The following is a 21,214-nucleotide window of genomic DNA, read 5'->3' as shown; positions in this document are numbered from 1 at the left end:
AAACACCGCAGGTATTTCATTATTGTCGATAAAACAGTATAATACATCTGATCCCTGTAGGAGGTCTATATCCCACCCACATCCCTCAGAGCACACAATTGTAAATCCCAAAGTTCCGGTTCCTATTGTATAAAAGTTAAACTTTTTCAGTCAAGTTTATTTAAAAAATGCAAACAAAATCCCCAACAACGCCCCCACCTGACCGATCCAGAAAATAAACATCCACTTGATGAGATCGGCGCGGGTTTTGCTGTTTTCTAAAGTGATGCGCTCATTAACCTTGGATAATTCCGCCGTCATGGGGTCAGGCACCGCCTCGCTAAACCGGTATAACAAGAGGTGTACGGTGCGGTCATCCGGCAAATGCAATGATTTTCAATCCTCATATTCCCGCACCCCGGTTTATCGTCCTGCTGAAAAACGCAGGCCGGCCGCTCGGCTGCCTGTCTTCCGCCCCCCTTCTGTTTTCATAATGTGCCGGCATTCTTCACTATACCATACTTTTGTTTCCTGCCCCGCAATCTCTCATCGAACCGGATCACAGCATATTCGGAATTCACAGGATTCTTTTGATATGATCCTTTATTTTAATATCGATCCTGTTGATCCGGTTAATCCTGTCCGGGCATCATCTCTACACCCTCTCGGGCCAAAAAAATCATTTTGGCACGTCATTGCTCACGAAACTTTGTTTCGTATCGGAATCGCGTCGGGGTTCCACTCCATTATGCAGGTTAGCCGGAGGTTCTACCTCCTGAAACTCGTAGATAGTATCAGAGGGTAGAACCCTCTGCTATATAGCGTGACGGGGGTAGAACCCCCGTACGATCCGGAACGGATCCCCTCGGCGGAGTTTTATTCGGAGTGAAATATCCATTGATATTTCAGGGAGCAGCCTTTCAGTAGAAATTTGTTTATGGCGGGCACCTATTGTGACGGACAACCTAACTTCCAGTATACATCCTACACTGCAAAACGCTCCCCGCGAAAATCATTCACCGGCTGCGAATAATCTTCTCAGGGTCCGAGATCGGGTTTCCGGTCAATCAATTAAAAACAATGCAATTTTTCTGGTCCGGTAGTTGCATGTTTTGCAACGATGCTTTGTTTTTGCTGTTCACGGGCATCATTTCATACACACCGACTCTTGTTGTTCGAACTTTTCTTTCAGCACAAAAAGCCAAACAGATCAATTCAATCAAAATAATGCTTGACTATTAATAGTTTAGGTTGTAAAGTTGCAAAGGGATCGGTGGTATTGAGGGCAGGGAGAAGCATCTGACGCCGAATGCATCAATGGATTCGCGCAGCGTTACGGGGCGGTGTCAGAGTGGAAAAGGAAATACCACGGAACCGCGAAATTCACGGCACAGAACAGCTTTCGGATGCAGAGTTTTCCTTTTGTTTAATCGGATAGGTGATAATTGAAATCTTTTGAGATGCGCAAAGGTATAAAAAATGATGCATTTTGACTTTGACATGATGTGGAGTTAGCATATAATAAGTAAAAATAATAAATTGAAATTAGAATTCAATAGTATTAGTGATTTATGAGGATTGTATGTATAAAAAAATAATAATTTTGATTTTATTTATTCAGATTTTAATGGCTTGTGATATTGACAAAAGTCCTCTAAAAAGTTCATACAAAGATTCTAAATTAGGAAAAAATAGTCTTTGTTATCAAAAAGGTATGGAAAAATATTGGCAAATCGTGTTAATGCAGGGGCTGAGTCAAAATCCATTGAATATTTCAAAAAATCCTTCTAACGATGCATACAATCCTGTATGGTCTCCAACAGGTGAATACATTGCCTTCCGGTATGATATGGGCATAGGGGGAACCGATATTCATTTATATGTTATCAGTCGTGATACATCTTTCAGTATAACTCCTGATCTTGGTTTGAATGAAAGCGCGAGTCCAGTCATGTGGACACCTGACGGTGAAAAACTGATATATCGTCATAAAACACTCGGTGAACAGACGGACTACGAGATAATGAATAAGGATGGTGCAAACAAACAATTTATTCTGGATAGTCAAATAGGTCACGAGCCACAAAGATTGATTGGCTTTTGCCCGGATAGTTATCATTTTATATTTACACATAAAGGAAATGTATACAAAACCAATATAGACCATACTTTTACGGATACACTTGTGACTGAAAACAGGTTGGGAGGTCATCTGATATATGTATTTGATTTTGACCCGTTCAATAAGCGGATTTTGTATGCTCGAACGAGTTTGAGTTGGACCGGGATTTTCGACTCGATCCTGCTTTACAATTTGAATAATTCCAGCATTGATACAGTAGCATTTATCCCCCAAAGCCAGTCAGGGTCATTTCTGCACAATCCTCTTTTTAATCACGATTTTTCAAAAATAGCATATTCAAAGAGTCAGAATGACCTTGCATCACATACATTATATATTTATAAAGACGGGGTGAGTAGAGTCTTGAAGAAAGCTCTTGTGGATTGGAACAATCCCTCGTTCAGTCCAGGGGATAATTATATCTGTTTTGAACAATATGAATTTATTTCTTCAAATACCACTGCTTCTTTTAAAAGTAAGGTATATATCATAAATATGGATACGAAAGTCATGATTCAAATAGGTGATGGAAAAAATGCACAATGGAATCCATTATTTAATTTTTAAAGAAAAATCAAGGTACCATAGATGAATGTAATCAGAAATAAAGGGAGTCCCATGCAGCAACTGGTGTAGTTTAAGGATTATTACACGAGTTGTATGGAACTAACATCGGGATTGATTTGGATGAGATGCAGATAACAAATGAAAATACCTGTGGAGGATCATGTAGTGGGGGGCCGCCTCAATGTTCATTTAGTTTTATAAGGGATAATAGAGTACAGTGTGAGCAAGGTTTAAATGCTTTTCCTAATTACGATGAAGCATATTACTCTATAGATTCTTTTGATGTGGATTGGGATATTAATATTTCCGAAATAAAAAATAAACTATTATCAAGCCCTGTATATAGAAATTTTAGTGATTATACATCTGGAATTTATGAGCAAACTTCGGGACAATTTGTTGATAATCATGGGGTAGTAATTGTATCATACAATGATACTAATGAATGTTGGATATGTAAGAATTCATGGGGAACAGATTGGGGTGAAAATGGATATTTTAGAATTGCTTACGGTGAGTGTGGAATCGATTCTTATCGGGCTGTTACAGCTCGGGTATCAGTTCCATCTTCCTATGCTCTAATTACTTCTCTTTATCCAACTTTGTCAGAAGTAATTGATTCCGCCAATACAGGAGAAACGGTTTACATCAATGATAATCAGTCGCTTATCGAAAATTTAGAGATTACGGATAATTTATCCTTGGTTCTTGATAATGTTTATTTACAAACAAGTAATGGATCTCAACTTGTCATTGGAAATGGTGGAAATCTTACCATTAGAGGCGATACACAAATTGGAGTGAACGTTTTCTCAAACGGTGATGTGATTGTAGAAGGGAGCTGTACTTTTGATGATAACTTGTCATTAACGATCACTGACGGAGCGAACTTGACAATTGAACCGAGCGTATCTTTGGATTTTGGCGCCAATTCTTGTCTGATCATCGACGAGGCCGCGATTCAATGTGAGGATGTAGCGTTTAATTTCACCTCCAACACAGGCGGAATTACCATAGATAATCCATCCAATTATTGTTCTTTCAATACCGTTGAAATATCCAATGCCGCCACCGGACTTGCGATTGAAAACTGTTCCAGCGCAAATATGCCTGATATTGCGCTGGTCAAATTTCTGAACAACGACATTGGACTGCGAATCGACAATACCACGGCAACAGTCACCGATTTTCAAATTCATTCTTGCCAGTTTTCCAACAACAATGATTGCAGCAGGATTTAAATGCGATTGTAAACCAATATGCTGAAACCGGAGCCGCGGAGCATGTCCGCCACTTATTCAAACTGAAACAGGAAAAGGCGCCTGAAATCGCCAAAAACTCTCTGCCGGAGAAATTTACAGTCTATTGCAATTATCCCAATCCCTTTAATCCCGAGACCCACATCAGCTATGATGTTCCGGAGACAGAGCAGGTGGTTATTGATATTTTTGATATTCAGGGACGCAACGTATCTACCTTGTTCAACCGCACAGTCGAGCCCGGCCGGCATTCGGTGATCTGGCAGGGTCTTGATGCGTTTGGAAATCCGGTAGCATCCGGAATGTATTTTTACCGGATTTGGTACCAAGATCACGCTATTACACGCAAAATGCTGCTCATGAGGTGAGTTATCCAATTTACAACCTACGTGATAAAAACCGGAGGAGCAGTCCATAAACTTATACCGCTGACTACAGATTCTGCACAGCAGCATCGCGGATGCTGGGTGCCATATATCAACCTCGTCGTACAATTCCAAATTGTGCGACGAGTGGCAGCGGCAGATGTTGATCCGGGAACGACATTTTGTAGCTTTGCATTTTTTTATCCCCTGTCCGGATGTTTAACTTGTGTTTGTCTTTGCAACCTCAGGTGCCGCAAGACATCGCATCAACTACCTTATTAGCTTATTTTTTAATATGTTACACGTTGTTGGCCATTTACAAACAAATTTATTTGAAAAACGCAAACAAAATCCCCAATAATGCCCCCACCTGACCGATCCAGAAAATAAACATCCATTTGATAAGGTCGGCGCGGGTCTTGCTATTTTCCGCAGTAATTCGCTCATTAACTTTGCCAGTTTCTTCCGTCATGCGCTCATTAACTTTGCCAATCTCTTCTGTCATGCGCTCATTGACTTTGCCGATTTCTTCTGTCATGCGCTCATTGAATTTGGAACTTTCTGTGGTGATACGTTCGTTGACCTTGGATATTTCCACTGTGATTCGGTTATCAAGACGTTGTTCTGTTTCTTTTATGGCCGCATTGATTTGGCCATGTTCTTCACTCAACCGCCGTTCAAATTTTTCTTCCACAAACTCCAACATCTCGTGTTTCCGCTGTTCAACACTTTGATTCACAAGACGAAGCAAACTTTCCGATGCGTCTTCGCCCAATTTTTCACGCAGTGGTTTTTCTACAATCAAAGCAGGCATTTCACCCTCCATTTTGATTTTAAAACATACATCAATTTAAGGATATTTCACATAAATGCAAGAGAAAAAGCATCATCCTGCAGTTGTAGAATATATAGAAAAAGAGATTCCGATAGAGGTCCGGGGTGCGAGGTGCGTGGGGGACCGGTGACACGAACCAGACACGGCTTGTCCGGGGTGCATTTCGTTGGTTTTTCTGTAAAAGTCAAACAAGCTTTAAAAAAGCAAAAATTATATCACAGAAATATAATTTTTGAAAAGATTACGAGATTTCATTCGATAGCTGAGGGGCGGGAGTCTGGATTCGCGCATAGTGACATGATCACTTGACCGCTCTCGCTCCTTTCTTATTCTATTTTGTCTGTAAGAGACAGGGGCTGCAGGATTCTTGTTTTGATATCTTTTGGATTTGTCAGGTTTAATATTTTTTTGCTTTTGTTCTGTTTTTGATTGTTCCGATCAATTATTTCACATAAACCGCTTTTATTGTCTTGTTGTGGTTATTTGTCGTCAATCTGATAAAATATACACCTGAACTCATAGCCGCTGGTCCGGACGGTTGCCATATCAGGGAATGCATTCCCGCTGGTACATATTCGTCTAACAAAGATCCGATCACCCGTCCCTTTACATCAAACACTTGAACGTAAACAGGCCCGGCTTGCGGCAGACTGAATTCTATCTCGGTGCTTGGATTGAACGGGTTGGGATAGTTGTAAAGGTCAAATGCATCCGGAACCTGGTTTTGGTCATGAACCTGCGTCTGACCGGTAATGATGGCATCCAGCTGGTCGTCCAAAACGTGGTATTGCGACCGGTCCGCAAGTTCACAGCAGGCGGCTGCAACGGTATTGTTCATAGTCACACCGGCGATTCCAATTGGCTGAACTGCTGAGCGTATGCTGCTGTGACCAAAGGCTGTATTGGCGGTATTATCCACACATTCCGGCAGATGATTGCCAATGATATGTTCCACATAGGCGCGATCTGGATTCACACGTACCAGTGCCATATCATTTCCCAAAAGTCCATTGTTCTGTAAGAGGATGTGCGGATGATCCGCTGCGGTTTGGACATGATCTTCTTCCGACGCGACAACAATAAACTGCAGGTCCGGTAGCTGCACCCCAATCTCATCAAACCAGTTTTCACCGTTACGCACCTGCCAGAATTGTTCGCAGGCCGCGGGGTGGTCAAATGGGCTGGCAAAGAGCCCGGCAGCAGATGCTGAGACCACGCATATTGGGTAATGCGCTGCGAATAGAATGCTTTCAAACTGTCGTTTATCGATATGACGATGGGAAAAGGGATAAAATCTGTGTTCTCGTCAATCATTCCGTTATCATTGATGTCAAAATAAAAACCACCGAATACAGCATCCGTTTCCTGACCGGCATGGTGCTGATTGATATTAACGGTTGCATCGTATTTCAGCGTAGACATGTCCCAGGTACCTATATCCGGATCATAAGCGGGATTGGTTTCGGGATTGCCGTTGCTCTCGCCGCCTTTGGCGCCGGCTTCCGCGGTGGGCATACCGTCTCCCACGGGTGATTCCCAGTTCACAATCCAGGCCAGATCAGAGAGGGTCTGGGCATGACAACCGGCTGCTGCCAGCGTGGCATTGCCGCCATTAGACCAGCCCACAAGACCGACATTACTTTGTAGCGGGCTGATTGTTTCACAATAGTCTGCAAGCGTACTGCCGCTGCTGTCGGTTGTTTGCCCCAGTGCGAATTGAACCACATCTTTCAAGGCGTTTATCGATTGTGTGCCGCGCGTATCATAGATCCCGCCACTGCGTGTGCCGGGCCGGCCGCTGCCCGGAAAGTTGAAATATAATTCGATAAAGCCCTGCTCGGTTAAATCGCAGCCCCGGGTGGAAAGACCTTCACCGCTGAACCCGCCGGCCACATATATAACCACAGGAGCCGCGGCACCGAATCTGCCCTGCTGTGGTAGACGGATCAGCGTTGCGATACCCCGTTCACCGGCGGTTTCAGACGGAATGTATGTAAAGATGCTGTCCCGGCCTGCTGAGTATCGGCTTTCCCAGGCGATAAACGCATCAGCGATCTCGCTGCCGGTGTTCCATTGCAAATATCCCGTTTGTACCAGCGGATCAATGACAGTTGTGAGCATATCATCCCAATATTCAAGATGTTGTTCGAATTCTTCTGAATGGGTCATGCTTCCATCCGGTTTCACATGAATGTAGTTTGAATCGTCCGCCGGATTCTCCGCCTCAAACGCGTCTACATGCAGCACCAGATTCATGACATTGACACGCTCCGGATCTGCATGTTTGATAAACTGACCGACAAATCGCTGAACTTTGAGAGGTACCCGCTCGTGACGTTTGGTCAGGTTCGATCCCACTCCGGGAAGATAGATCAGCTTTCCATCCGGATCATGCTGTGTGAATGTTGAAATATCTGCAAGTGCATTGCCCACTGAGGGCCGCCAGGGATTGGTGAATAAATAATCATAAGATTTTTGAGTGTTTTTGTTTTTAAAAGCTGACAGTGTGTGCATGCCGATATCAAACAGTAAGTTTTGATTAATCATGTCAAAATTGCCGTTGTGATCGGTGATTTCAGTGTCCGAGAGGCTTGAAAATTTTGAACGGCGTATATCCACATAATTGACAATATCCTGCTGGGTTATGTGGGTGTCATGATCGCCTGGGCTGTGATGATTGGCGTTGCAATACGCTGAACCATAGGGAGTCCCGTCCACTTTACACACCGGGCCGTGCGTGTGAGTGGAATAAGTGACATTGTAATGGTCAGTTAGGTTCTGCAATGTTGACGGAGACGAATTGTTCCGCTCCCAAATGCCCACTCTAATTCAGGCTGAATATTAAGAAACCCGCCGTGTTCATGAAACAATCGCGCCAGCTCCTCAAAGACTGCTGTTTTCTTTTGAAAGACATCCTCCCGGGTGACCAGGTTTTGCGGGTCTTCGATATGGATGCTGAAACGGATGCGAACCGGCGCCGCGGGCTCTGGCGGTACGTTCACACCTCCCACGGTTGTACCCGTTGCCGTCGGTTCCTTCCAGACCGGCACCTCCACACTGACATTGTCAATATATAGTGTGCAATTTGGTGGCACACTAATCCCCGCCCGCGCATAGCGGAATCCATTGTTCTGACTCGTCTGGTAATAAATCGGTGTCCAGGAATTGTCTATCTCTATAAAAGAACCGGAAGACAATCGGTGGGTGATGTCATTGCTGATAAAATCAATAAACGGCTTCAACGTACAGTTCCCCGCCGACTCGCATTTCACATGACAGCTGAATGTAACAGTCTCTGCTTTGTCCGGATTGACCCACACTGAAAACTCTAGCGTGTCTGTACTGCTATTTGTGATTCTGTAGCACCAGTTGCCCGAATAGGCGTTTTCATTAATCCGTTCCAGAGTCGGTGCAGAGGGTGCCGGATCAATAAAGGGGGATACGGTACGGATGTCATGTTCTCCGGTCTCGAATCCGCCGTCCTCGTAAATATTATAGGGTTCTTCAAGGTCCGAGCTGACCATAGCGCGCAGCGGGTTGGGTGTTTGTGTGTAAAGGGGGATGGTCATTAAAAACAACAATATCCCGATAGTAGTCGCTTGAAAACACTCGTCTGTAAAAATTTTCATTGCTGCCTCCCGCACAAATTATATAGAGTTATTACTGATGGGGTACTTGTTATAAACAGTTTATTTATATAAATAAACGGGATTGTCATGCAAATATTGTATTAAATATGTCTTGAACCTGCAAAATCAAATACTTTTAATATAACGTTCAGACAACCGCTCCCCACAAAACATGCCAGACCACATCCGTCCAGAAATGCCCGCTTACAGCCGCCAGGAATAGTGCAAAGACTGGCTTGATCTAAAAGTTGGTAAGATATGTGATTTTGTGATGCCTATGACGCTTTGTACAGCGGTGGAGATCTGATTAACAACTGGATCGCTGTAATGCAGAAGCAAAGAACGAAAATGTAATGTCCACGTCAGAACGGTAAAGTTCTTGTAAAAACAGAGCATCATTGATTTGTGTTGCATGGTATCGATGATGCTCTGTAAAATGTCATTATGACAGATTGGACAAAAGTTAAACAGTCTCCACTACTCTGCGAAAATGAAATCCGTAAACCGCCATGGTAATCGCAGTGGAAAGTTTGTGGGGATAATGACGCAGGCAATGCAGGATGAGTTTCCAATAATACCGCCGCCCTTTTTCCTGTACACCCAGTCTCCAGATTGAGCGGAAGAACGCCTTTAATTCGGACAAGGTAATGTTGCGTTTGCCGGATAACGGAAGTTGATATTCCTTTAAAAAAGTTTTTAGCCGTTCGTAATAGGCTTTTTGAGAATAGATTCCGGTCAAAATCTGTTTATAGCCGCGCATCAGGCGTTTGTATTCCATTTTGGGAACAAAGTTGATCGAGCCGTCCATATTATCTCCGCTCATAATATGGATCAATCGGTTTTCGTTCTGCATTCGCTTGAACAATTTTGTGCCGGAGGGTGCGTTCAGCAATCCCACCATGGCTGTCACAATACCGCTGCTCTGGATAAACCGGATTTGTTGTTCAAAAATCGATGGCGGATCCTGATCAAACCCCACAATAAATCCGCCGGACACTATGAGGCCGTAATTTTGCAGTTTTTTGACCGACTGTACCATGTCGCGTTTCTGGTTTTGAATTTTACCGCACTCGATCAAGCTGTCGTCATTGGGTGTTTCGATTCCGATGAACGTGTGCTGAAATCCGGCCTCAACCATGAGTTTGAGCAATTCGTCATCATCGGCAAGATTCAAAGACACTTCAGTGGTGAAATGAAATGCATAATCATGCCGTTCTTGCCAATCCCTGAGGGCTGGCAAAATGTCTTGTTTTAGTTTTGTCTTTTTTCCGATAAAGTTATCATCTACAATAAATACAGCGCCACGCCACCCCTGATTGTACAATGAATCCAGTTCTTTCAATAGTTGATCTCGGCCCTTGGTGCGCGGTTTGCGTCCATTGAGCATGGTGATGCTGCAGAATTCACAGTCAAACGGACAACCGCGGGAATATTGAAGATTCATACTGGCATATTTTTTCATATTCAAGAGTTCCCACATGGGGCGGGGTGTGTTGTCAATATCCGGGAAGCGGTCTGTCTGATATATGTGCTTTGGCGTCCCGTTTTCCAGATCTTTTAAAAATTGCGGCAAGGTAATCTCGGCTTCGTTCAGAATGAAATGATCTACCCCCAAAAATTCCTGATAGTCTGTGGTGACCAAAGGGCCGCCGGCCACAACCGGTGTATCCAGTTCATTGCAGCGTTTGATCACTTGTTTGAAAGATTTGATCTGTACATTCATGCCGCCGAGAAATATGTAATCGGCATTGCGAATGTCTTTGTCGTGCAGCCGATCCACATTCATATCAATTAATTTTTTTTCCCAGTGAGCGGGCAGCATGGCTGCTACGGTGACGAGTCCCAGTGGGATATCCGAGGCGCTCTTGGAAACAAAAGACAGAGCATTTTTGAAACTCCAGAATGTCGATGGAGTTTCCGGATTGATGAATAATATGTTCATGAGGGTCCTCACTGTTTTTTTGTTTGTTCTTTGATTTTCAAACTGTATCTTAATATACGAAATAAAAAACCCCTGGTTTGTAAAAGTAATGTAAATAGAAGAAACCTTGATGTGAAAAAAAATTCCGTGGTTCGTCATATTATTCTGTTTGTCATCGCACAAGTGGTTTGGTTATCACTGGTAGGATTGTGGATTTACTGGTATGTTTCCAATCATGTGGTATTCAACCGCATTCAAGGGTGGGTGGCCTCGGACGATTTGTCGCGCCCGGTCAGCTGGCTACCGTTTGTCGGCGGCCTGTTGATGCTGGTGGCATTATCTGTAGCATTATCCATTATATTCAGAAATTTGAATCTGCAAATCAACATCCGCCGCATGTACGATAATTTTATCGCCAATGTCACGCATGAACTCAAATCTCCCCTGTCATCAATTCAATTGTATCTGGAGACCATGCAGGCGCGGGAAGTGTCACGCGAACAGCAAATTGAGTTTATTAATATGATGCAGCAGGATACCGAACGATTGAATCAGTTAATCAGTTCGATCCTGAATATTGCGCGCATGGAACAAAAAAAGATAGCACATGATTTTCATGCGGTATCTGCGCAGGACTTTTTTGAGCAATTGATTGAAGAAGCCCGGAGACAATTCAAGCTTGTCCCGGATCAAGTGCGAGTCATTGGGAAAACCGATAGCACCATCATTGCAGATCAGAACGCCATGCAAATTGTGATGAATAATTTGTTTGACAATGCAATTAAATATTCACAATCTCCGGTTCAGATTGATATTCATATATCACAGAATCTAAAATATGTAATTCTGTGCTTTCGGGATCACGGCATCGGTCTGCCGCCTCGTAAGCAGAAAAAGGTGTTTCAAAAATTCCATCGCATTCATGATAAAAACAGTCCCAATGTAAAAGGAACCGGACTGGGTTTGTATTGGGTTCGCGAAATTATTCGTTACCATCGCGGACGCATTACGGTTTCAAGCAAAGGACCGGGGCAGGGAACTGTATTCACCATCCAACTGCCGGTGCATCCCAATGTAAGCCGCCGCACGTTGAAAAAACTAAAACAGATGAGCAAGGGATAGTATGAGCGATCAACAACATATTCTGCTTGTGGAAGATGAGGACAGTCTGGCTCAGGGATTGATGTTCAACTTGAAGGAAGAAGGCTATTCTGTAACACGGGCCGCCGACGGCAGGGAGGCGATCCGTTTATTTCAGGATAATCAATATGATCTGATCATTCTTGATATTATGCTGCCCTATTATGACGGTTTTGAAATTGCTGCTATTGTGCGCAAGAGGCAACCACAAATCCCCATTCTCATGCTGACTGCACGCACCAGTCTGGACGATCGCATTCAGGGGCTGGAAAGCGGTGCGGATGATTATTTAACCAAGCCGTTTCATCTTAAAGAACTCTTGCTGCGCGTAAAAGGTATGCTGAAACGCAAACAGTGGTACCAGGATATGTCCGCCTCTCAACCGCTGGTGCGCTTTGGTGAAAATAAAGTCGATTTTAATAATTTGACTGCTGTGACGGGGGATACCTCGGTTCAGCTGACCCAGCACGAAGCCATGGTGCTGCGTTATTTGGTGGAACATGAAGGAAAAGTTGTTTCCAGACGCGAGCTGCTTGAAAATGTTTGGCATACCAATCCGGAGATAGAAACACGAACCGTTGATATTTTTATTATGCGGTTGCGTAAATATTTTGAGCCCAATCCTTCACGGCCGGTATTTTTTAAAAGTATCCGCAGCGCCGGATATATGTTTCAGAAGCAATAAAGGACTGCTTTTTTTAATCGCATTCAAGATCCCCTGCTATTTTTAAGAACCCCCTGTGCATTTTAAACAGAGGGTTTTTTGATAGGCAATTTACGGTAAACGAGACGGGAATATAAATTCGCGCGCCTTTTCAATTTCAGCATCTCCAAATGATTTGAATTCTATCTGGCTGAATTTGGAGAACACGCCTGTCATAAATTTTTCAAATGCTTTGTCAGACACCAGCGCCACACGGCCAAGATGTTCTTTGTATTTTTTGTAAAAATCAAATTCTTCAATATAGATATTAAAATCATATTTTTCCATCCTGGCTGCGTCCAAAAGTACATGGATTTTCTGATGACTGGTGCACAGGGATTCCAACTGATGAATGACCTGTTTGAATTCTTCCTCAGTCACCGTACTCCATAATGATAATTCAATGTGTCCGTCCGTTTCATGTACCACTTGATACATAAGCATTTCTCCCGATTTAATGAGCAGCTTCTTTACTATTATAACACAATTACCATCTGCTTTATTCATAAAATTATTGTAAAAATCTGTGTGTGGCACACTGTCTGCCAAAATGACGGCAACACACAACAAGTGGCACAAGCGTGACAAAATGACGTATTGATATATCTGCATGGCATAGTTATGTTATTGTTGAAAAAACAGTGGGTTAAAAAAATTTAAGGCTTTGGCATGCAAATTGTATATGTATAGAGTGAATATGTGGAAATAAAGACAATGATTTAATCAATAAAGGAGGTATACTATGTATCTCATTCGACGTAACCCAACAACTGATTTCAGCCGTTTTGTTGATCGTTTCCTCAATGAAACGTATGGAGATTATGAAGAAGACTCTGTAACCTGGGCGCCCCGTGTTGATGTCAAAGAAAATAAAGATGCTTACAAAATCATGGCCGATCTACCCGGTATGAGCAAAAAAGATATCAATATTTCCATTGATGAAAATGTGTTGACCATCAAAGGAGAGCGGAAAAGCCAGGAAAAGCAGGAAGAGGAAACTGCTACTGCGAGGAACGAAGCTTTGGTGCCTTTCAGCGTTCACTGAGACTTCCCAACAAGGTTGATGACAGCAAAGTCAAAGCGGAATACAAAGACGGTGTGCTGCAGTTAATTCTACCGAAAGCCGAGGAAGCCAAAACAAGACAAATTGAAATTCAGTAAGAGATAAATAAAGCCCCGTTTTCGGGGCTTTATTATTACCATATTCTTGATCGATTTTCCAGGGGAAAATACATCGACATTTCTGATTTAATATCAAACGCCTGATAAAATTCCTGCATAAAGAAAAAAGTTTTCTCCGGGTGACACGGAGGTGTCCATGTTGACCGGGTTTAGGGGGTTGGGCAACTCTGCGGCTGCAATTGTTACAAAGAGCATTAAAAAGGCTCCAATCCGGTTTCTTTGCGATTTCATCAATAGTCCTCTGTGTTTTCAGATTCGGGTTCCGAATTTATTTCATAATCATAATCATGATTCCATTCTGACGGCAGCCAGTCGATGTTCTGTAATTCCGGAATGCTTTGCAGCATTTCTTCATAAACATCTCCCAGATGATCGAGGGTTTCCTCAAATCGATCCGCCGCTTTTTCCAGCTCTTCTCCCCGTTTTTCCAGGGATTCGCCTTCTGATTCCATGTCCCGCTCCAGATCCTCTGCATCGTAATGCGGTGAAAGCAGTCTGAATACACGGCCGATTGCTTTCAAACCCAGGGCAGCGCCATCCAGACCGATTTCTATGCCCTGATCTTTGATGTCATGCAGCATTTCAAAAGAACAGTCGGCAAGCTCATAGTATTCTTGGGTCAGTTCGGTTTGTTTTTCATTTAGATGAATGGGAGTTTTGCCGTGATAGAGTTTGAAATCCTGGGTAATGACCAGTTCATCCTTTTCTTTTTCGTTTTCAATAAATAACTCACTTGCCCGGAAAAAGATATAAAGTTCGTTTTCGATCTCTAATTTTAGTTTGAGATCATCAAAGGTTACGTTTACGTGATTATCGGCCAGGACAAATCCTGACAGGCCTGGCACGACAATACAAAGCAGCAGAACAATTCGTCTCATGATAATTCCTCCTTAAGGTCCTATCTTAATACGCAGACATGACATGCATGTTTCACGGACACTGCCTCAGAAAGTATTAAAACGTGCCCGAGAGGGTCAATGTGTAATGACGAATGGGTTCAAGATTGCGTTCCATTTGAACATAATTGTAATTGAATAGATTGTTTACATCAACAGAAAGGGTGATCGGGTCTAAATGCCAGGAAACACGTGCGTTCATAACTTTTTGTGCGACCCGGTTATCCAATGGATAGACTTTGACCTTTTCAAAGCGTGATATATACCGGTAGTTCGCACCCACTTCAACGTCATGATAACGCCAATTCACGGCGGCTTTGGCTATGTGACGCGGTCTGTAAGCCAGTACATCGTTCAAATCCAGGTCCCGGGGATGCATTAATGTATACGAGAGTTCGACCATAATATTGCGATGCGCAAAGAATTTAAGCATGGATTCAATACCGGTGATACGGGCACGGGTGACGTTGATAAACTGAATAACCTGATTGGCATTCGGTTCCGGTTCGATCAGATCCCAGTAATCACTCCAGAATGCGGATACATCCAAATAAGCAAACGCCGCGGGCTGCCAGTTTAAGCCCAGATCATGCGACCAGGAGGTCTCGGATTTCAAACCGGGATTGGGAGTGATGCGCAATCCGGAATACACCGAATCGGAAAATCGTTCCGACATGGAAGCGGCCCTGAAGCCACGGCCGGAAGAGGTTCGCAATGTCAGGCTCGGCTGAACATGCCAGACCAGGCCGATTTTGGGACTCCATTTGGAATCCTCAAATCCTGTATCCACATAATGATAATCATAACGCGTGCCAACGGTGAGCTGTACAGTGGAAAGGAGATTTTGTTCGTTTTGAATGTACCCGGACAATGAATACTGATTATGATCCCCGACCAGGCCTGATTGAACGCGATCCAGGCTTTCTTCAGTACCCAGTATAAGCGCATGCTCATCTGTTATCTGCAGTTCCGTCTGAATTTCGGCTCCAAATTTTTGCGCGGTTGAGGAGGTTCGATTGTCATGAAACACATTTTTCCAGTAATTGCGAAAATAGGATAAGCGGGTTTTTAATGCCAGATTGGGGCGCAGCACCCAGCGGTGAAACAGGTTGGCTCCCAGTTTGTTGGAATCCACATAATCGCCGAGCGCCTCCGCATCCACTTTTCAGGGCATGTCGCTGGCTCTCCCACATTAACCCGTCTTCACGTCGACCGCCTTCCCAGTTCAGAGAGAGGGTGGCGTTCTGGTTTGAACTCCATTTCGAATGCAGTTTCAAAGAGGCATTGTGACGCAGGTATTCGCTGTTCTGGGCATAGCCCATGGATTCATGCCTTCCGGCCGCAGCAAAAACGGAAAGACGGTCATTCAACTGGCGACTGTAATCCACATCGATATTGTTGTACAGGCGAACGCGGTCTGACCACTGCCACAGTTCATGGCGCGGTTCGTCGTACGCTCCGGCTGATAGACGGGTATGCAGGATGGGTTGCGGCGAAATATCCTTGGTAATGATATTAATCACCCCGCCCAAGGCGCTTGAACCGTACAACGCCGATCCGGCTCCCTTGATAATCTCTACCCGTTCGATCTGGGTGGCGGGAACCAGATCCCATTTCAGATTGCCGGAATCCCCCGGCATGACCGGTACGCCGTCCACCAGAAGCAGCACCCGGCTTCCGGCGCCGTAATTGAATCCGGATGATCCCCGGATATTGATTTGGGTGCCGACAAAATTAACGCCGGAGGCATGCTGCAGCAGTTCGTTTGCATAATTGTTGTTAAAGCGCTGCACATCCCGGCGGGTCATCAGTCCAATGCTGGCGGGTGTGTCCTGGATGCTCTGACGACGTTTGTTGGCCGTGACCTCCAGTTCCGGTGTGTCCAAAATGACTGGAGACAGTTCAAACCGGATGCGTGTGGTTTGTGAAAGATGCACCTGTACGCGCACGGTATCCTGTCGATAGCCCATCATAACTGCGCGTACACGATACTCGCCTGCCGGGATCCGTTCTATGAGAAATGAGCCGTCACGACCGGAGGCGTCACCCATCACCGTGCCGGATAGCGTGACATTGACTCCCGGTAAAGGTTCGCCTGTTTCAACATCGTTTACTGTGCCTGCGATTTTGCCCGTGGGTACAGCCGAATTTAACAGCACGGGAATGATCAACAAAAGTATAAAACGCATGTGAAAAGCCCACTTTTAATTAAAGAACAGGTTTATATCGACCGGCTCAACCCAGCTTGTATCGGTTTCAATGGTTACAGCTGACGGCAGCACGCTGGTGGGTATATTCTTATAATAACCGGCTAGGCTCTCAAGCCCGACCGGTTTATCTTTTTTAACGAGCAGGGCGCCGACAAGATTGTAGGTGCCCGGTGGAAGTGACAGACTGTAAGAAGCGGATTTGAATCCGGCCTGAATCGGCAGACCGAATTCTATATCCAAAAGGCTTGTGGGCAGACCGCCTTGCGAGGCGGCAAGCGGCACGGATAAAGCAGACGGAGGCCACTCACCTTTGACGTTTAAAGTTCCACGAATGCCGCTGTTTGATGCCGGAGCCGCCCGGCTAAAGTCGGCATTGATATCAATTGACTCTACCACAGTGGTTGAAGAACCGATGTGCACCTGCCCCGGCGTAAAGTAATCGGACGTGGGAAAATAAATCCCGATAATGTTGGAGATCGACCAGGCCTGTCCTTGCTCCTTCCAGACCACTCCTACGGCTTCATAGGTTCCTTCTGGAGTATAAAACTCGTAGGTCGCAGAATCAGAAGACAAAGACAGGGAGGGCCCTGTGATAAGATCCGTCACGCCGGACGGTGGAAAATTGCGTACCGCCACAACCATAACCTTATCCGTCCCGGATGGCGGTTCATGACTGAAATATACCGTGCCAGTGAATCCGCTGTGCGTCGGCTCCAGTCCCGGATCAATATCACAGGACATGATGAACAGAATGGAACCTAATAGCAGAATTACTTTTTTCATAGTTTACCATCTTTTAAAAAGACAAAAAACGCCATTTCAATTCAAATTATTCCTGTAACCTGTCTTGTGATTCTTTATTTTCTCGGGTGGCGCTGACTAGATCAAACTCTTTTCCAAATTGGGATAAAAATTCGATTGAGAATGCGCGAAAAGTTACAGTAACCGGCAACAGAACAACAGAACCGATATACGGCAGAGCCAGCAATATAAACAAAAGACAGCAGGTTGCCAGTCCGGCCACTCCAATCAATAGGGCCACGCCCAGTGACAGCAACAGAACAAACAGTGCATAGAGGATAAAAGATCCAAAATGATCCCAGTGAATCTTTAAAAATCGGTTCCAGGCTTCAGAAGCGCGAATTCGGTGTTTGTACATGACAGGAATGACAAACGATTCCAGAAGCATTTTGACATAAAGAAACAAGATGACAATTAAAAAGAAAAACAGGGCTGTCTGCAGGATGAACAGAATCGGCACATGCTGTGCAAACGAATTCTCGCTGAAAACCACGGCTTTTTGCCAGATATGTCTCAGAAAGACCAAAACCACAAGCAGCACGATGGCGCTGAACCCCAGCCTCCACAAAAATAAAGAATTTGCCTCGGTTTTGTACTCTTTCCAGGGCGCTGAAACGTTAGCCCGGTTGTGCACCACATTATCCAGCAGCATGAATTTACCCCGAGAGCTCAGCCACAGAAATACCAAAAACAATGCAAGGGCAAGTACAGCGATCATCATTGCAAAAAAGAACCAGCCCGGATGCTCCTGCAGCCAGGACCAGGCTTCATAGGGCCAGTTCACCACATTGCTGAATTTAAAATTGTCCATGCCGTCCCGGGCGCCTCCTCCTCCGCCACCGTTGCTGCTGTCCACTAAACCGGCAAGAAAAGCGGTAAAGCCAAGTTTGAACCATACTTCAATATTGAACGGCTGAAACAAAATGGATTTCATTCGGTTCCAGGCCCGGGTCAGGGGAGTTGAATACTCTATGGACATAGTAGCCTCCTCTCATAGGATAGGGTATAGTAGTATGCATTCAGAGCTTCTTTAATATACGAATTCAACTGAAAAGGATTCAATACTTTTATTAAAATACAGTCATTATATGCAATATTTTCATTTAATCATCGTTTGTTCTATAAAGATGGGAGGTTGTCATGATACGATTGTTGATTTTATTGATAGGGTTTTGGTTTTCTACTGCTGCTTTAGCAGAACCGGTGTACGTGGTGTTGTTTATGCATAATGAAGACGGCGTGCTGGCGGATCTCGATCAACCGGGAACCCGCGCCAGTTATATGCGTCATCGCCGGGAATTGGTCGAGTTTGCAGATACACTGGCGCATCACCATGTGCCCTTTTGCTGGCAGAGCGACTTTAAATTTTTGCAGGCGATTTTAAAATATGATACACCGGCAGTCATGGATTCCACGGACGGTAAGAACCTGGCCCGTTATCTTGCGGAAAATTGCGGTATCACGGTGGAGGCGCATTCTCATGAAAATTATGGTTACAATTATGCGGATGTGGCACATCTGATCGACTCTCTCGGTGTAACTCCCACAGATGTTGTCGGAGGACATGTGTGGGATCCTTACCTGGCCAATTATGCAGATTGGGAGCGGTTTCGCACCCCCCTGCAGGGAAGTATGTATCCGCATGCCCAGTGGGACGGGCGACTGCTAATAGGTTCCGCCACGCCCGGGCACAGCAGTGATCCGGTTCCGTCCGGAGTCTGGCGTCCTCTGGATAAATACAACTTTTGGACAGATGATCCGCAGGGAAATATTATTTGTATCGGACAATATAAAAACGATCTTGAAGGGGTTGAAGAACTTGTTCAGATCAAACAAAGCGGCGCAGTTTCGGATAATGAAATCCTCACCTGCGCCGTTTTCTCTCCCCAGTCTGCAAATCCGGATTTTACTCAAGACTATGTACAAACCACCCTGACCCCACTTTTAAATTTACAAGACCAGGGAAAAATCAAGCTCGTGACCTTTACAGACGTGGTGGATATCTGGGATTCGAAATACAATGCCAGGGCGCACATATACAATCCCCCGCCGGATTCCGTGCCGCAGGAATTTAGCGTACGAATTCCATCGGATGCGGGGGAGATAAAGGTATCTATGCGTTAATTCGTAAACCTCAAACTCCCAGATATGGAGACGGCGCGCCCGTCGTAGTTCAGGTGTCCGGCGGCTGGAATGGAGCGACCGATTTCAATGATTTTGCGGTTCACAAGCATGGTTTTATCGAAGTGCTGTTTAATTTTCCCGGCGCCGGCATTCCGGCACAGCGCAGCGGCGGAACGTATGATGACCGGGGTTCGCATTGTATGCGTGCTTTGCGGGATGTGATGCAGTTTGCCATGGGGAGGCAGACGGATTCTTATGGCTATAAACTGGATGCGATGCTGGATGTGCAGCCGCTGTATTCAAACGCAGGACTGTGCGGCTGGTCCAACGGAGGCAACGCGACCATCACCACGGCCGGGGCCTGGGGGGATTCTCTGCCCGGTCTGGCCTGGATTGTCAATTGGGAGTCTCCGGTTGGTGACGGCATGCCGACGGTCGATGCGGGACGGAAGAATTGCTTAAATCCGGCGTATAATCCGGATACCGGCGGGTTTGACTGGTCCCAGCTTGCCTATTGTGATACATTAACACCATCAGAGGGGTATACCGGAGGATTGTATTTTGATATTGATCAAGACGGTAGGTATGACAGCAACACATCTGATTTTAAAGTTCCGGTCTATGTGTACAAAAACAAGCTGTACTATTCCGTTCAAATGCGGGATGCTGCACAGGCAAAGGGGATATCCTGTTCGCCGGAAACAGCCGCGCCGGGATTGACGGAATCATTCTGGTTGTGGCGCAACGGAGAGAACTGGATTCAATCCGCTGTACAGGCCAATCCGGATTTAATGTTCATCGTTGAAGCGGGCGATCAGGATCATGTTCAGGGTGCACCGGATCACCCGCATATACTGGTACAGACCAATGGCTTTCTTGCGGCCGGGGGCCGGTTTGTCAGGTTGAATCCGGATCGCAGTTACGTTCGGGAGATAACGGGCGGTCCGGTTCCTTCCGCCTCTGATAATGATGCGTTTGTTGTTTATGATCGTGTGTCCATACGAAACGCGCTGCAGCCGCGTGCTGATGTTTCCATGCTGTCCGGTGTCACGGCGGCCTTGTGTGAAATAGCCGACCGAACATTTTATAATGATGTGCGCCCGAATTTAACGGATTTAACGACCGTGAATTCAACGCCGTCCCGCCCGGATCAGTTTTATCTGGAACCCAATTATCCGAATCCGTTCAATTCCCGGACCACCATACGGTTTTCACTGGCTGCAGCATCAGAGGTTGAATTAACTGTTTATGACATACAGGGCCGAATGGTGACAATATTGAAAAGGGAATATCTTGCTGCCGGATCGCACTCGGTCGTGTGGAATGCGGAATCCCTGGCTTCCGGTATGTATCTTCTCAAGCTGAGAGCAGGCACAAACTACCGGCTTGAGAAAATGAGCCTGGTAAAATAAGGTGTTATAAATAATACAATACGGTGATCTGCAAACGGGTTGGATTTAATATCAAGGTATACGTATGCT

The 21,214-nt window shown here is 45.1% G+C and carries 21 protein-coding genes; 8 read left to right on the top strand and 13 right to left on the bottom strand.

Annotated features, from left to right (window positions below; genetic code table 11):
* Window positions 1-156 precede the first annotated feature (156 nt).
* Window positions 157-369 carry a hypothetical protein gene (locus U5R06_23090; protein MDZ7725628.1) on the bottom strand — a complete coding sequence of 71 codons (213 nt, stop codon included), beginning with the start codon at window positions 367-369 and terminating at the stop codon, window positions 157-159.
* A gap of 1,192 nt (window positions 370-1,561) precedes the next feature.
* Between U5R06_23090 and U5R06_23085 the strand changes: the two genes are divergently transcribed.
* The 3 genes from U5R06_23085 to U5R06_23075 all read left to right on the top strand — a co-directional run bounded on the left by U5R06_23085 (window position 1,562) and on the right by U5R06_23075 (window position 4,295).
* Window positions 1,562-2,668 carry a hypothetical protein gene (locus tag U5R06_23085; protein ID MDZ7725627.1) on the top strand — a complete coding sequence of 369 codons (1,107 nt, stop codon included), beginning with the start codon at window positions 1,562-1,564 and terminating at the stop codon, window positions 2,666-2,668.
* A gap of 125 nt (window positions 2,669-2,793) precedes the next feature.
* Window positions 2,794-3,909 carry a C1 family peptidase gene (locus tag U5R06_23080; protein ID MDZ7725626.1) on the top strand — a complete coding sequence of 372 codons (1,116 nt, stop codon included), beginning with the start codon at window positions 2,794-2,796 and terminating at the stop codon, window positions 3,907-3,909.
* Window positions 3,894-4,295, top strand: coding sequence for a T9SS type A sorting domain-containing protein (locus U5R06_23075; GenBank protein MDZ7725625.1), 402 nt, complete (start codon window positions 3,894-3,896; stop codon window positions 4,293-4,295). Before U5R06_23080 ends, U5R06_23075 begins: the two co-directional genes overlap by 16 nt.
* A gap of 325 nt (window positions 4,296-4,620) precedes the next feature.
* Here U5R06_23075 and U5R06_23070 read toward each other — a convergent pair whose 3' ends face one another.
* From U5R06_23070 to U5R06_23050, 5 genes are all read right to left on the bottom strand, one after another.
* Window positions 4,621-5,106 carry a hypothetical protein gene (locus U5R06_23070; protein MDZ7725624.1) on the bottom strand — a complete coding sequence of 162 codons (486 nt, stop codon included), beginning with the start codon at window positions 5,104-5,106 and terminating at the stop codon, window positions 4,621-4,623.
* Window positions 5,107-5,569: 463 nt separating this feature from the next.
* Window positions 5,570-6,118 (bottom strand): T9SS type A sorting domain-containing protein, encoded by a 549-nt coding sequence (locus tag U5R06_23065; protein ID MDZ7725623.1) that lies wholly within the window; start codon window positions 6,116-6,118, stop codon window positions 5,570-5,572.
* Window positions 6,100-7,911, bottom strand: coding sequence for a hypothetical protein (locus U5R06_23060; protein MDZ7725622.1), 1,812 nt, complete (start codon window positions 7,909-7,911; stop codon window positions 6,100-6,102). The genes U5R06_23065 and U5R06_23060 overlap by 19 nt, the downstream gene beginning before the upstream one ends.
* Entirely contained in the window at window positions 7,899-8,756 is an 858-nt protein-coding gene (locus U5R06_23055) for a hypothetical protein (protein MDZ7725621.1), read from the bottom strand. The genes U5R06_23060 and U5R06_23055 overlap by 13 nt, the downstream gene beginning before the upstream one ends.
* Before the next feature lie 463 nt (window positions 8,757-9,219).
* Window positions 9,220-10,698 (bottom strand): DUF4070 domain-containing protein, encoded by a 1,479-nt coding sequence (locus U5R06_23050; GenBank protein ID MDZ7725620.1) that lies wholly within the window; start codon window positions 10,696-10,698, stop codon window positions 9,220-9,222.
* 111 nt (window positions 10,699-10,809) lie between these two features.
* On the opposite strand from U5R06_23050, the gene U5R06_23045 reads away from it, so the two are divergent.
* Both U5R06_23045 and U5R06_23040 read left to right on the top strand, forming a co-directional pair.
* Window positions 10,810-11,799 carry a HAMP domain-containing sensor histidine kinase gene (locus tag U5R06_23045; protein MDZ7725619.1) on the top strand — a complete coding sequence of 330 codons (990 nt, stop codon included), beginning with the start codon at window positions 10,810-10,812 and terminating at the stop codon, window positions 11,797-11,799.
* A 1-nt stretch (window position 11,800) separates the two neighbouring features.
* Entirely contained in the window at window positions 11,801-12,502 is a 702-nt protein-coding gene (locus U5R06_23040; GenBank protein ID MDZ7725618.1) for a response regulator transcription factor, read from the top strand.
* A 90-nt stretch (window positions 12,503-12,592) separates the two neighbouring features.
* Here the strand turns inward: U5R06_23040 and U5R06_23035 are convergent, their stop codons facing one another.
* Entirely contained in the window at window positions 12,593-12,958 is a 366-nt protein-coding gene (locus U5R06_23035; GenBank protein ID MDZ7725617.1) for an STAS/SEC14 domain-containing protein, read from the bottom strand.
* A 304-nt stretch (window positions 12,959-13,262) separates the two neighbouring features.
* On the opposite strand from U5R06_23035, the gene U5R06_23030 reads away from it, so the two are divergent.
* A complete protein-coding gene (locus tag U5R06_23030) occupies window positions 13,263-13,565 on the top strand; it encodes an Hsp20/alpha crystallin family protein (protein ID MDZ7725616.1) in 303 nt (100 codons plus the stop codon).
* A 209-nt stretch (window positions 13,566-13,774) separates the two neighbouring features.
* On the opposite strand, the gene U5R06_23025 is transcribed toward U5R06_23030, so the two are convergent.
* From U5R06_23025 to U5R06_23000, 6 genes are all read right to left on the bottom strand, one after another.
* Window positions 13,775-13,933 carry a hypothetical protein gene (locus U5R06_23025; protein MDZ7725615.1) on the bottom strand — a complete coding sequence of 53 codons (159 nt, stop codon included), beginning with the start codon at window positions 13,931-13,933 and terminating at the stop codon, window positions 13,775-13,777.
* Window positions 13,933-14,580 (bottom strand): hypothetical protein, encoded by a 648-nt coding sequence (locus U5R06_23020; GenBank protein MDZ7725614.1) that lies wholly within the window; start codon window positions 14,578-14,580, stop codon window positions 13,933-13,935. Before U5R06_23020 ends, U5R06_23025 begins: the two co-directional genes overlap by 1 nt.
* A 76-nt stretch (window positions 14,581-14,656) precedes the next feature.
* A complete protein-coding gene (locus U5R06_23015) occupies window positions 14,657-15,733 on the bottom strand; it encodes a TonB-dependent receptor (protein MDZ7725613.1) in 1,077 nt (358 codons plus the stop codon).
* Window positions 15,618-16,787 carry a TonB-dependent receptor gene (locus U5R06_23010; protein ID MDZ7725612.1) on the bottom strand — a complete coding sequence of 390 codons (1,170 nt, stop codon included), beginning with the start codon at window positions 16,785-16,787 and terminating at the stop codon, window positions 15,618-15,620. Before U5R06_23010 ends, U5R06_23015 begins: the two co-directional genes overlap by 116 nt.
* Window positions 16,788-16,802: 15 nt before the next feature.
* The gene (locus U5R06_23005) at window positions 16,803-17,591 is read right to left on the bottom strand and encodes a hypothetical protein (GenBank protein ID MDZ7725611.1); all 789 of its coding nucleotides are present in this window, start codon (window positions 17,589-17,591) and stop codon (window positions 16,803-16,805) included.
* Between the two features lie 46 nt (window positions 17,592-17,637).
* On the bottom strand, window positions 17,638-18,588 hold the full coding sequence (locus tag U5R06_23000; GenBank protein MDZ7725610.1) for a hypothetical protein: 951 nt from the start codon (window positions 18,586-18,588) through the stop codon (window positions 17,638-17,640).
* Between the two features lie 161 nt (window positions 18,589-18,749).
* On the opposite strand from U5R06_23000, the gene U5R06_22995 reads away from it, so the two are divergent.
* Together U5R06_22995 and U5R06_22990 are read left to right on the top strand one after the other, a co-directional pair.
* Window positions 18,750-19,733 carry a hypothetical protein gene (locus U5R06_22995; GenBank protein MDZ7725609.1) on the top strand — a complete coding sequence of 328 codons (984 nt, stop codon included), beginning with the start codon at window positions 18,750-18,752 and terminating at the stop codon, window positions 19,731-19,733.
* 53 nt (window positions 19,734-19,786) lie between these two features.
* Window positions 19,787-21,145 (top strand): T9SS type A sorting domain-containing protein, encoded by a 1,359-nt coding sequence (locus U5R06_22990; protein ID MDZ7725608.1) that lies wholly within the window; start codon window positions 19,787-19,789, stop codon window positions 21,143-21,145.
* The last annotated feature ends 69 nt before the right edge of the window (window positions 21,146-21,214 follow it).

It is taken from the genome of candidate division KSB1 bacterium (assembly GCA_034521575.1).
Lineage (GTDB): Bacteria > Zhuqueibacterota > Zhuqueibacteria > Residuimicrobiales > Krinioviventaceae > JAXHMJ01.
The sequence above is the reverse complement of the archived record's forward strand: the minus strand, read 5'-3'. Positions and strand labels throughout refer to the sequence as shown.